Below are 13252 nucleotides of genomic sequence, written 5' to 3' on the forward strand. Positions count from 1 at the left end.
GTTTTTCAGAAATGCAGGTAATTGATTTTCAGATATAATATCAATTACCTGCAGCTGACCCGGATGTTGAATACAATATTTCCCCTACCTTTGCGTCTACATTAGTATACTTCCCTCTGTTATTCCTGCACTGATTTTACTGTAATTGTAATAAGATATTTTTTTGCTGGCACACCAAAATTGATGGCCTTTGGTTATAATTATACGTTGATATGAAAGTTTTAACTGCACACCCCGGTGTATTTAACGATGATAAAGTAATTGAGTCTAATATATCATTCGTCCCCTTCCTGAATTATTTAAAGGAAAAGGTAAATAATGCCGATGAAGTCCGCTCTCCTTTCTATAAACTCATCATTGATAAGTTTGAAAGCAACCCGGATACCCTGAAGCCCATTTCCAGTGATAGTGATCTGAGCCCTTATAAAGAATACCTGGACCTGTTGATATCCGCCATTTTCCCGGTAACAACAGATGCTACCAAAGATATTTATGGCATTGGCGTACCTTTTAAATTCGCCATTTTCTACTACTCTGACCTGTTTAAGCAGTTGTTTACAGAGAATGGGAAAGAACTGACCGCTGTTCCGGATGGCATTTCACTGGCCCAGGTGAAAAAAGATAAGATCACCTGGCTGTATAAGCTCATCCTGGAGAAAGTGTATCATTTTCCGATGACCTACAAGAACGAAATCATCCATACTGTGGAAACACCGGATGGAGGTAAACGTTATGTAAAGGTGAATATAGACCCACGCTTTGTAGAGGTAAAAGTAAAGGGCAATCTGCCGGTACTGAACTATGATCAGTTCTGTTCCAAACAAATTACGCCGGAAGCACTGCAGGAACTGTTGCCCACCAACATGTTTTCCCTGGAAGGCTTTGTGATCTGGACGGTAAAAGATGTTACACAATCCGAAACGCTCAATAATATCAAAAGCCTGGTGATGAATATGCGCGCCAGCAATGAAATAGAGAGCTATCGTACCCTGGAAAAAATGATCCCGGTGATACTGGGCGTTCCGGACATCACCGCCCACGTAGTGCCCTTTCCGAAGGTAAACGGGAAGAATGTACTGGAAGAACAGTTCTCCAATACAGATCCGATCCTGGGAGTAGGCAACAAAAAACAACAGCAGCATTTTTTCCAGTTATTGCTGGAACACGTGCAACAGCATCCTATTCCACTGATTGTTCCGGATGTAAACGAAACCACCATCGCACCGCATGCTTTTCTCAAGTATCTGCCTATAAAAAATATCAGGAGCTTCCTGGTATTCCCGATCACCCATAAAAAGGAGATCCTGGGCGTACTGGAACTGGCATCTTCCACACCTAACCGGCTATCTGCCGATCCTTTGTGGAAATTTCAGAACACCTATCCCCTGCTGGTACTAATGCTCAACCGCAGTATGAACATCCTGGAGAGCCGCTTAAATGAAGTGATCAAGGATCAGTTCACTGCCTTACAACCCTCCGTAGAATGGAAATTCGTGGACGCAGCCTGGAATTACCTGCTCACACCAACAGAAGAAAGAAAAGATATTGAAAGCATCAGCTTTGAAGAAGTATACCCGCTCTACGGTGCGGTAGACATCCGCAATTCTTCTGTGCAGCAGGGCAATGCCATCAGGGAGGACTTACAGGAACAACTGGAGCTGATCCGCGATACCCTCGAAACCATCGGGCAAACCATACATCTGCCGTTGCTGGAAGAGCTGCAGTTTAAAACCAACGACCTGCTGAATAACCTCAGCGATAGCCTCTCTGCCGGCGAAGACCTGAAAGTGAACGAATTCATGGAACAGGAAATACAACCCGTGCTGGAGCATCTCTGTGAAGGTAACGACACCCTGAAACCACTACTGACCAACTATTTCGCCAAAATGGATAAGTCAGAAGGACATGTATATCATCACCGGAGGGAATACGAGGAAAGCTTATCAAAAATCAATGCGGCCATTAGTCAATACCTGGAAAAAGAGCGCCAATACATACAGCATTCCTTCCCATGCTACTTTGAGAAATACCGTACAGATGGTGTGGAATACACCATTTATATTGGTCAGTCTATTGCACAGGAAAAGAAATTTGATCAGTTGTACCTGCGTAACCTGCGCCTGTGGCAGCTTTCTTCTATGGCTCATATTGCGAGGCTTACGCATAAGCTGGGACCCAAATTAAAGACCCCGCTGCAAACCACACAGATGATCCTCATGCACAGCGCTCCTATCACTATCAGCTTCCGCAGCGATGAGCGCAGATTTGATGTGGAAGGCGCGTATAATGTCCGCTATGAGATTATCAAAAAACGTATCGACAAAGTACATGTAAAAGATACCGGTGAAAGGTTAACACAACCCGGCACCATTGCAATGGTATACTCTTATGTAAGGGAAATGGAAGAATTGAAAAAATACATCACCTTCCTTCAAAGCAAAAAAATATTGCTGCCCGAAATTGAGATGCTCGACCTCGAAGAGCTACAGGGCGTAAGCGGTCTGAAGGCACTCAGGGTGAGAGTGAATATGGAGGAGGAGTAAGCGGATTTTTTCTTGCCCGGGATTTCAAAGATTTTGATGATTTACAGGATTTTTATTTTTTGATTTAGCGAATTAAAAAAGATTAGGGGAGATAAAAGCGGATATGCTTTTATCTCCCCTAATCTTTTAAAAATCATCATAGGAAAAATCCTGTAAATCATCAAAACCTTTGAAATCCCGGGCAAGAAAAAATCGGCTAGAATTTAAAACCGAAAGTCACATACGGTACGGTTTCTTCTTTGGAATGACCTACTACTGCGGTAATAATAAGCGCATTGATAGGCGCTACATAAATACCACCGCCGTATCCATCGTGCCATACATGCGATGTTTCGTTCTCCCGCCATACACGTCCTACATCGTTAAAGGCGATCAGTCCTACCCCTGCAGGCAGTACATATGTTTTCAGATCGAAGAGCTTCACGCGTATTTCTGTGTTGTTATACACATTGGCATCGCCGGCAAAACGGAAGTTGCGGTAGCCGCGCAGGTTCTGCACACCACCTACCGTAAGCGCCTGGAAGTATTCATAGTTGCCCCATAGTTTGCCACCACCAAAACGGCTCACAATTACAAAATTAGCAGGTATGCGGAAACTCATATACAGGCTCAGGTCGGACTGCAGCTGCGTAGTGTTGTGACTGCTATTATTCAACCCAAAATTACCGGCATAGGTGGTTGTCCACAGGACGCCGCGTGTAGGAATGATCTTATTATTACGGGTATCTATAGTAGCTACTATCTTGCCGCCCGCATAGGCTTTGTTGCTGTAGATACCGGCGGAGTCCAGCCCGTTGTCTTTGAAATTAGTGATGAAACGGTTATCATTTTCCTCCTTATTAAAAGCATAATTATTGAAAGTTGGGCCATACGCTATATTCAGGTGATTCCCGAAACTCGTTCTCAGCAACGCTTCCGCGGTATAGAAATTATACCTGGCCCGGTAGTAGGAAATGGTTTTGTTATTGGATTTATCAAACACCGTTTCGTTGCCATAGCCAAAAAAGTTGATGGTATTATTGGGCGCTTTGGCTCTGGCAAATACTAACAGGTCTGATTTTCCAATCACATCAGTATACTCCCCTTCGTAGCGGAAGTTCCAGGCACGTGTTGCCAATGCGTGGGTGGCTGTAAACAAATGCTTGGTGGAGAAAGGCTCTCTCCTGAAAGCATGACGGGTAACAGACAGGCCTAAACCCAGCAAAACACCGTCATCGCGGTTATAACCCCCTGCCAGCAGCGGCATTGTTTTTTCGTATTGGAAAGCGCTGCGGTTGTATTTAATATTCTCCGGGTCGTTGGATAAACGGCGTTGCTCATTGCGTGTCAGCGCAAAACTATCTTTGCCGGTACGCTGGTCGTATATGCGTATCCGTTTCCCTGCTTTTACAGTGGTGCTATCTACGTAGGTATCTGCTTCTTTGCCGCCAATAAGTCTTATACGTATAGGTGTGCCGTGATCGCCTTTTATTTCAAAACGGTCGTTTCCACCCATGCCGTACACATTTACTTCTTTGGTAACAGCCGGATCAAAAGTGCGGGAATAGATATTCTGTTGTACCACGCCCTTTTTGCTGATTTTAAACATATTCAGCGCTACGGCGCCGCCAGCCTGTTTCTCCACGGTAATCAGTTCATTCTTTTCTGTAGCGGGGATATCTACACCCTTAGCAAGGAACCGATAATATTTGAGCAAATTCTTTTCCAGGATGTTACGGCGAACAGACAAACGATGGAGCATCATTGGGCCCACCTGCGCTTTAACGGTATCGGGAAAAGCGTTTACAGCAGCCTGCAGCACGCTGTCGGTCATCTTCTTCAAAAATTTATCCGTTTGTTTTTTCCAGTCTTTTTCATCCATCTCGTTGAGGAAAGAACGGTCGAAATAACGGGTGCTGAAGTTAAAGCCGTTGATATCCGGGATACCATCACGGAATCCCTGTATGGCCGGCAACAGCCATGGTCTTGTTGCAGCGCGTGGTATGACACCACCGTTAATAAAAAATGCCTGATCACGGTCGCGGGGAACCGGGTAATAATAATCTTCTCCCTTATGCGACTCCTTATACCAGCGCCACTGATCATCGTGGCGGTCAAAGTCCATAATGTACATATCAAGGATACGGGCCCGCAGCACCGACTTCTGGTCTACATGCACGTCATTGTCGCCCCAGATCTTTGCGAGTACTTTTGGGGTGTTGTATGTTTTATCATTTTTGCCCGTCATGGGTTCTCTTTCTTCAAAGAGATACAGTTCGTTGCCATAGTCGCTGGCAAAGGCCCCTAGTGCCGTATCTGCGGGCAGGTATACAAAGGTTGGATTGGTATGTGGTACACCGGCAGCTTCGGCCAGCACGCTTACCGCCAGCGGCGCATACGGGTTGGCAGCTGAAATCTGATCCTGCACCACTTCTTTGGCGATGGTTTCCCTCAATATTTCGGGGATAGCGGCCAGTGGAAATTTCCGGAGGGAGCGCATGGAATATTCGGTACCGGTGCTGTCTTCCAGCCGGAGTGAATGTGTTTGTTTACCGCCACCGCGCTGTAATACCTTTAATCCGCCTTTGGCTGTTTTAAGGTCCAGTACCGGGAAATTCATAGGGGTTCCCCATACTTTCCGGTAATTTTCTCCCAGCAAAAATCTATGAAAGCGGCCTACATCGTTATACTGGGTATCTGCAGCCATTTTTATAAACGGCGGCAATTGTGCCGGGGTAGTATAGACCCTGCCCTGTTGCTGGATATCCTGCAGGCGGAAAAGATTATTGGTAAATACGGGGGTATTGCCGTTGCCGGCAAAGTAATACTGTACCCGCACGGTATTATCCGACATTAATTCCACCGTGCTGAAGCCATTGGCGGTAGAGGCAAATAACGACTTTGACCCTTTCTTTACGCGGTTGTGTTTTGCCCCACTGCCGCTCACCACATAGGCATTCTGGTTATCCTTTATCAGCTGCAACGTGTGATCATGGCCGGATACAAATACTACCGGGCCATGCGGTTTCAGGGCTTCTTCCACGCCTTTCACCATCTGCTGGTATTTCGGATTGGGAATATCTTCCGGCGTACCAAATACGCCGCGGGCAATAGGATAAATAGAACCTATCACCGGCAATGGCACATATAGCCCTGGATTCAGATCTGTTAAAGGGAAAATATGCTGTTTGATGGTATAATAACCACCATGAATACCATAACTGCGGAAGGGATGATGGGTAGCAAAAATGATCAGCTTATTACGGTTCAATGCTACTATTTCCGATAGTTTGGTGAGTATTTCGTCGTTGTCCTTACAGTCGCAGGACGATTCCAGTCCCGGCTTCTGATAAGGGAATACCCACCATTCGCTATCCATAATGATGAGCGTGATACTGTCCGAGATCTTCACTTCAACAGGACCGGGACAGCCTTCCTTGGGTTCAAAATGAACATTATTGAGATGCTGTGAATCTACATATTGTTGCTGGTTACGGATAATATCCCAACCGTCAGGTTTACTTTTATTCCAGTCGTGGTTACCGGGAATAATATATCCATTTGCGTTGGTACCCCTTACCAGGTTAATCTGGTAGTCAAGAATTTCTTTGGCTGTTGGGAACCGGGGGCTGGAGGAGTCGGGTAACCCTTTCGGGTATACGTTGTCGCCCAGGAACAGGATGGTGTTACGGGCATCCTGCAGGTCGAATGTCTTCCGTACGGCGTCTACCACGGCGTTTTGCCCGTTGGCGTGCAGTTCTCCGGCGTCGCCAATGAGAATAATACGTTTTACTACATCAGGGGTTTGGGCATAGCCATGGTGGTAACCCAATAGTGTGACTACTATAAAGATGATGGCTGATCTGATCATTTGGACTTGTAAGTGAATTTAAGAATAGCGGCGGTGCCGTCGTAACCGCCTTCGTTAGAAATAAACATATCCCCGTTGGGCGCAAAAGCAATTCCTTCCGGCTGTAAAAATAAGCGATGTTTCAGGTTATAAGCTTCCTGTACATGTCCCTGCAGGTCGGTGATGACCAGCAAACCGTTTACAGAAGCCACAATGTATAATCTTTTTTCCACAGGGTGAATAGCGGCGGCAGAAGGTTTAAAGAAACGCATGTCTGAGCCGGCCAGTTTGGCTATTTCCCGGTTATCGAACCGGTAAATGGCCGTGGTATCAAACGATTTGGTGGCCAGATCAAAGCGATAGGCGCTGGTAACCCCCAGCTTTTTGTCGTCTTCACAGTTCTTGCAGATCATCACGATACCGTTCTTCTTGGGGTCGTAGTAAGTGGTTTCAAACTCGCGTTTCCCCTGTTTGACCATTTTGTAGTGGTCGCTGTAAACGCTGTCAGTAAATAATCCATGTACATGGAACAATGAGCCGTTGCTTTTCAGCACAAACCAGCCACTGTCGGTATGGCAAATATCCTCGTAGTCACCGTCTTTCGCGAATTTATAATGCGGATAGGGGCTGGTTGCGGCCACATCTACCTGGTAGATCCGTCCTTGCTCATCGTTGATGGCCATAATTTTATGTTCATCGGGAAACAGCTCTATACCGGAGATCTCCTGCATGGATTCCCGTAACCGGTAGCGTACAGGCTCTTTCAGATCATAGCCTGCCGGAGAGGCGTATACTTTTTGTTCCCTGTCGCCGAAAGCATTACATGACAGTAAGAAGAGGAGAAATATTAACCCGATACGGACATCCATAGTGTAACTTTATAGCATAAATTTAACTCAAAAATGCAGTAACTTCCGTGAAGAATTACGAATTACAAATTATGAATTACTTATTTGTACGGGGATTGCAAACACGGAAAACAGTCTTTCCGGATATCTCCACACAAATACGTAATTCATAATTCGTAATTCGTAATTTTAATTCAATACTACCAATATGCAAAACAGCACAATTATAGATGCAGCCCGGGATTATGTACTAGCCCAGTATCAGCAACACCCGAACCCTAACCTGGTATATCACAATCTGGTTCATACACAGCAGGTAGTACAGGCAGCTGCGCAAATTGCGGCCCATTACCGTTTGCAGGATGATGAACTGGTGGCCGTTTATGTGGCTGCCTGGTTTCACGATGCCGGTTATTTATTGGGAGAAGGCAAGGCTCATGAGGAAAATGGCGCCAAAGAAGCCCTGGTATTTCTACAGCAACAACAGGCGCCGGAAAATGTTCAATCTATGGTGCAGGGAGCTATTATGGCCACCAAAATGCCCCAGTCGCCCCAAACCCTGGTAGAACAGATCGTTTGCGATGCCGACCTCTCCCACCTGGGATCAAAAGAATTTTCAGACCGTAATAAATTGCTCCGTAAAGAGCTGGAGTTGGTCTATCAGATGGAGATTCCCGCCGTCAAATGGCTGACCAACAACGTTGCCTTTTTAACAACACATCACTACTGGACGGACTACGCCCAAACACTGTTCAAGCAACAAAAAGAGGAAAATCTCGCCAAACTGCAGAAGAAGCTGGAGAAAAAATCGGCCGATGCTGCAGAAGAAACCAGCATCGTTCCCGGCAGTACAGAAGCTCCGAAAAGCGCTGCTGAAAAAGTGAAAAAGGAAAAACTGAAAGACAAGAAAGCAGAACGGGGGGTGGAAACCATGTTCAGAACCACTTCTACCAATCATATCCGGCTCAGCTCTATGGCCGACAGCAAAGCACATATCATGATTTCCGTAAACTCCATTATCATCTCGGTGATATTGAGTGTGCTGGTAAGAAGACTGGAAGACTATCCCAACATGGTTATTCCTTCCATCATATTTCTTACCACGGCAGTGCTAACGGTTATCTTCTCCGTATTAGCCACCCGTCCTAATGTTACGAGTGGCGTGTTTACCAAAACAGATATTGAGAAGAAAGACGCTAACCTGCTGTTTTTTGGCAACTTCTATAAAATGCACCTGGAAGAATACCAATGGGGAATGAAACAGATGATGAATGATGCCGACTTCCTGTACAGCAGCATGACCAGGGATATTTACTATCTCGGTGTGGTGCTCGGGCATAAGTACAAACTGCTGCGTATTTCCTATAATATCTTCATGTTTGGTCTCATTATATCTGTACTCTCCTTTTTGATTGCAGCTATTTTCTTTCCGGTAAAAGCATAATGATTCATGAGTGTTCCTTTATATAACCGCGATCTCAGCTGGTTATCCTTTAATTACCGGGTATTACTAATGGCGGCCGACCAACAGGCACCACTATACGAACGCATTAAGTTCCTGTCTATTTTTTCTTCCAACCTGGATGAATTTTTCCGGGTAAGAATGCCCGCCATACTGGCTATTAACAAAGTGCTCGAAACAGACCCTGATGCCGGCGAAAATGAATCTATCAGCAGCGAAACATTAACCGATGTGTTGCAGGAAATAAACCGGCAGCAACAGGAATATGGCCGGATATTTACGGGCAGCGTACTGCCGGCACTGTTAGCTCAAGGTGTACAATTGTATTATAACCAACCCTTGCTGACAGCTCATCATGCGTTTACCAAAAATTATTTTCTCACCACAATACTGGCTTACCTGCAACCGGTATGGCTAACCGGGCATCAGAAAAACCTGTTCCTGGAAAACAATGCGCTGTACCTGGCGATTACGCTTATTCCACGTAACAACAACGATATCCGGGAATATGCGATCATCAATATCCCGGCAGCCTTACCGCGTTTTCTGCAACTGCCGGCGGTTGACGGTGTTCACTACATTGCTTTCACTGACGACATTATCCGCACACACCTCGCATATATTTTTCCCGACCATACTGTGGACAGCTCTTACAGCGTTAAGCTTACCCGCAACGCGGATATGGATATGGATGAAATAAAAGGAGATATACTGGAAGAAGTAGAAACGTTGATCCGTAAACGTGAGCTAGGTGTACCTACCCGCTTTCTTTACGATGGCAGCATTCCTTTGCCCTTACTGCATTTCCTCGCACAGCAATTTGACATACGTGAAGACGAACTGGTAATGGGTGGACGCTATCATAACCTGAAAGATCTGGCTGGCTTACCACAGCCTCCGGGTTTGACAAATGTGGACTACCCAAGAGTAACTCCTGCAGAAGATAAAGCCATTGCGGCCACCGATCGCCTGCTGGACCTGGTATTGCAACAGGACCTGCTGATCCATTTACCTTATCAGCGATACGACTATGTACTGCGCTTTTTTAATGAAGCAGCCGCAGATCCAGATGTAGCAGAGATATACGTTACACTATACAGGATTGCTTCCGGCTCCCAGATAGCACAGGCGTTGATCAGCGCGGCCAGGAATGGCAAAAAAGTAACCGTGTTTGTAGAACTGAAAGCACGTTTTGATGAAGCCAATAATATCCGCTGGGCAAAGAAAATGAAAGATGCAGGCGTGAAACTCATCTATAGTATTCCGGGAATGAAAGTGCACGCTAAAACCGCACTGGTAAAGCGCAACCGGGGTTATCAATGGGATTATTGCGGCCTTATTGCCACCGGTAATTTTAATGAAAGTACCGCCCGCTTTTATACTGACCATGTATTGTTTACCGCCCATACAGGTATTACCAGGGAGATGGAATTGCTCTTCCTCTATCTGCAAAGCAGGGAACAACCGGTCTCCTATCAATTTTTGCAGTTCGAACATTTGCTGGTAGCCCAGTTCAATATGACGCAACGATTTACCGGGCTGATAGACCGGGAAATCAGGCATGCCAAAGAAGGTAAACCTGCCCGCATCATCATCAAAATAAATAACCTGCAGGAAAGAGGAATGATAGGCAAACTGTATGAAGCCAGCGAAGCAGGTGTATCCATAGACCTGGTTGTGCGCAGCATCAACTGCCTGGCACCGGGTATTCCTGAAAGCCGCAACATCCGTATAGTAAGGATAGTAGACCGCTACCTTGAGCATGCCCGCGTATTCATCTTCCATAACAATAACCAGGAAGAAGTATACATGGGCTCCGCTGACTGGATGAACCGTAACCTCCACCGGCGCATAGAAGTATGTGTACCGGTGTATGTACCTGCCTTGCAGCAACAGCTGAAAGATATTCTCCAGCTGCAGCTGAAAAACAGTACTACCGCCCAGCAGGCCATACAAACATATGTGCAAAATATAGTGTAAATTAGATATTCTGATTTAATCGTTTTTTATGAAGAAGTACGTTTGGACGTTGTTATTGAGTATTGCCTTTGCGATCCCGGCCACACAGGCGCAAACACATGACCTGGAACATATTTACAACCCGGCCGCTGATACCAGGGCCGATATAGCTGCCGCTGAAAAACAGGCTGCCAAAGAAAACAAACATGTGCTGCTGCAGATCGGTGGTAACTGGTGTATCTGGTGTAAAAGGCTGTATAAATTTATGGAAGATGATGCAGCACTGAAAGCAGCGTTGAACAACAACTATGTGGTATATCATCTGAACTACAGTAAAGAAAATAAAAATCTGCCTATCCTGAAAGAGCTGGGATTTCCACAGCGCTTTGGTTTCCCGGTGCTGGTAATACTTGATGCAAAAGGCAACCGGTTACATACACAGAACTCCGGCCTGCTGGAATCAGCAGATTCATATGATAAGAAAAAAGTGGAGGAGTTCCTGAAACAATGGTCACCAGCAGCGTTGCAGCCTTCCCATTACACCAACGAATAACATGGTCATGAATAACGGCATTACCACTTTTAACACGGATGCTGTGCAATCTTTTCAAAAGTTTGCACAGCATCCGTTTAAGTTTTCGGCCTATTTGTTCTGGAAATTGCCGGCAGCATGGCTTTCAGGGGTGAGACTCCAATCGCTGGAAACAGATACCTGTGTTACCTCGGTACCTTTCCGCTGGTTATCACAAAACCCTTTCCGCTCTACCTACTTCGCCTGCCTGGCTATGGCTGCAGAACTCAGTACGGGCCTGCCCGCCATGATGTATGTACGCAGCGCACCGCGGCGTGTATCCATGCTCGTTACCGGTATGGAAGCTACATTTGTTAAAAAGGCTACCGGCCGCACCTTGTTTACCTGTTCAGAGCTGCCGCTGCTAAGGGCTGCCATTGAAAGGGCGCTCAACGATGCAACGGCAGAAACCATTACCCTCCACAGTGAAGGCAGGGATAAAGACGGCATATTAATTGCCTCCTTTGCGATCACCTGGTCGTTTAAAAGTAAATCCTAAAATGGTGAACCCGTTCACCCAAAAACATCGATATGAAAATTGCATTTCATGGCGCCGCGCGCACCGTTACCGGATCAAAACACCTGATCACACTTAAGAATGGCAAAAAAATTCTATTGGATTGCGGCATGTTCCAGGGTATGGGACAAGAAACAGATTCGCTGAACAGAGACTTTGGATTTAACCCGGCAGAAGTAACCTATATGGTATTGTCACATGCCCATATCGATCACTCCGGCCTGATACCGCGATTGGTGAAAATGGGCTATGATGGCGATATTTTCTGCACGCCAGGTACCCGCGACCTCACAGAAATATTGCTGCTGGACTCCGCGGAAATACAACAATCAGACGCCAAATTCACCAATAAAAAAATGGCCCAGGAAGGACTTCCCTATATACAACCACTGTATAGTGTGGAAGACGCCAAAATTGCTATCGGCGCGTTAAAACCCATGGGGTATAATACCTGGGCAAATATAGATCCGGATATACAACTCATGTTTACAGACGCCGGCCATATCGTAGGCGCTGCATCCGTACATTTGCGGATCACAGAAAATGGTAAAACAGAACAGATTTCCTTCAGCGGCGACATTGGCCGCTATAACGATGCCATCCTGAAATCGCCGGCGGTATTCCCACAGGCAGATTATATCCTCATTGAATCGACCTATGGCAGCACCCTGCACGCAGATGCTGCTCCCGCAGATGCTGAACTGCTCCGGTATATCCGCGAAACCTGTATTGAAAAAAGAGGAAAACTTATTATCCCCGCTTTCAGCGTAGGACGCACCCAGGAACTATTGTATGCATTAAACAATGCACAACTGAAAGGCACGTTACCCCGGGTAGATATTTTTGTAGACAGCCCGCTCTCCACAGAAGCTACTGCAGTTACAAAAGCACATCCGGAAGTATTCAATAGGGAAGTATCTACCCTGCTGAAAAAAGATGATGATCCATTCGACTTTCCCGGTTTACGTTACATTAAATCGGTAGACGAATCGAAAGCGCTCAACTTCCGGAAGGAACCCTGCGTGATCATTTCCGCATCCGGAATGGCCGAAGCAGGACGCGTGAAACATCATATCGCCAACAACATCGATGAAGAAAGAAATACTATTCTCATAGTAGGTTACTGCGAGCCTCAGTCTTTAGGCGGACGCCTCATGCGCGGCGCCAAAGAGGTATCTATTTACGGTACCCGCTACGAGGTAAATGCAGAAGTAGGCGTTATCCGCTCTATGAGCGCCCATGGCGACTATGAGGATTTAAGTCAGTGGCTGGCCTGCCAGGATCCAAAGGAGATAAAGAAACTATTTCTTGTACACGGCGAATATGATGTGCAACAAATTTTCAGGAACTGGCTACTGAAAAAAGGATTCCTCGATATTGAAATCCCGGAACGGCATTTTGAACTGGGACTGTGATAAGTGTGATTATAATGATGATCCTGATGAACGAAGATTAGTTTGAATATTAAATAAAAAAGGCCCTTCCTGATTATGGAAGGGCCTTTCAGTGTCAATATCCTAAGT

At 45.9% G+C, this 13252-nt stretch carries 8 protein-coding genes; 6 read left to right on the plus strand and 2 right to left on the minus strand.

Features of this window, described 5'->3' with window-relative positions:
- Positions 1-212: 212 nt before the first annotated feature.
- Complete coding sequence (locus KE626_RS33540) at positions 213-2543, plus strand: GAF domain-containing protein (protein ID WP_211977462.1); 2331 nt, start codon at positions 213-215, stop codon at positions 2541-2543.
- 196 nt (positions 2544-2739) lie between these two features.
- Here the strand turns inward: KE626_RS33540 and KE626_RS33545 are convergent, their stop codons facing one another.
- Together KE626_RS33545 and KE626_RS33550 are read right to left on the minus strand one after the other, a co-directional pair.
- Positions 2740-6393 (minus strand): BamA/TamA family outer membrane protein, encoded by a 3654-nt coding sequence (locus KE626_RS33545; RefSeq protein ID WP_211977463.1) that lies wholly within the window; start codon positions 6391-6393, stop codon positions 2740-2742.
- Positions 6390-7241, minus strand: coding sequence for a hypothetical protein (locus KE626_RS33550; protein ID WP_211977464.1), 852 nt, complete (start codon positions 7239-7241; stop codon positions 6390-6392). The genes KE626_RS33545 and KE626_RS33550 overlap by 4 nt, the downstream gene beginning before the upstream one ends.
- Positions 7242-7428: 187 nt before the next feature.
- Between KE626_RS33550 and KE626_RS33555 the strand changes: the two genes are divergently transcribed.
- From KE626_RS33555 to KE626_RS33575, 5 genes are read left to right on the plus strand one after another with little or no spacing between them, the layout of a single operon-like run.
- On the plus strand, positions 7429-8664 hold the full coding sequence (locus KE626_RS33555; RefSeq protein ID WP_211977465.1) for a Pycsar system effector family protein: 1236 nt from the start codon (positions 7429-7431) through the stop codon (positions 8662-8664).
- 6 nt (positions 8665-8670) lie between these two features.
- The gene (gene ppk1 / locus KE626_RS33560; RefSeq protein WP_211977466.1) at positions 8671-10662 is read left to right on the plus strand and encodes a polyphosphate kinase 1; all 1992 of its coding nucleotides are present in this window, start codon (positions 8671-8673) and stop codon (positions 10660-10662) included.
- 28 nt (positions 10663-10690) lie between these two features.
- A complete protein-coding gene (locus tag KE626_RS33565; protein ID WP_211977467.1) occupies positions 10691-11194 on the plus strand; it encodes a thioredoxin family protein in 504 nt (167 codons plus the stop codon).
- A 7-nt stretch (positions 11195-11201) separates the two neighbouring features.
- On the plus strand, positions 11202-11711 hold the full coding sequence (locus tag KE626_RS33570) for a DUF4442 domain-containing protein (protein WP_211977468.1): 510 nt from the start codon (positions 11202-11204) through the stop codon (positions 11709-11711).
- 32 nt (positions 11712-11743) lie between these two features.
- Positions 11744-13144 (plus strand): MBL fold metallo-hydrolase RNA specificity domain-containing protein, encoded by a 1401-nt coding sequence (locus tag KE626_RS33575; RefSeq protein ID WP_211977469.1) that lies wholly within the window; start codon positions 11744-11746, stop codon positions 13142-13144.
- Positions 13145-13252: the final 108 nt, after the last annotated feature.

Origin of the sequence: Chitinophaga hostae, from assembly GCF_018224885.1 — a bacterium.
Classification (GTDB): domain Bacteria; phylum Bacteroidota; class Bacteroidia; order Chitinophagales; family Chitinophagaceae; genus Chitinophaga; species Chitinophaga hostae.

Bases quoted from the DNA above. Each gene is read 5' to 3' on its own strand.
- KE626_RS33550 (WP_211977464.1), bottom strand. From the start codon at position 7,241: ATGGATGTCCGTATCGGGTTAATATTTCTCCTCTTCTTACTGTCATGT.
- KE626_RS33545 (WP_211977463.1), bottom strand. From the start codon at position 6,393: ATGATCAGATCAGCCATCATCTTTATAGTAGTCACACTATTGGGTTAC.
- KE626_RS33555 (WP_211977465.1), top strand. From the start codon at position 7,429: ATGCAAAACAGCACAATTATAGATGCAGCCCGGGATTATGTACTAGCC.
- KE626_RS33565 (WP_211977467.1), top strand. From the start codon at position 10,691: ATGAAGAAGTACGTTTGGACGTTGTTATTGAGTATTGCCTTTGCGATC.
- KE626_RS33540 (WP_211977462.1), top strand. From the start codon at position 213: ATGAAAGTTTTAACTGCACACCCCGGTGTATTTAACGATGATAAAGTA.
- ppk1 (WP_211977466.1), top strand. From the start codon at position 8,671: ATGAGTGTTCCTTTATATAACCGCGATCTCAGCTGGTTATCCTTTAAT.
- KE626_RS33575 (WP_211977469.1), top strand. From the start codon at position 11,744: ATGAAAATTGCATTTCATGGCGCCGCGCGCACCGTTACCGGATCAAAA.
- KE626_RS33570 (WP_211977468.1), top strand. From the start codon at position 11,202: ATGAATAACGGCATTACCACTTTTAACACGGATGCTGTGCAATCTTTT.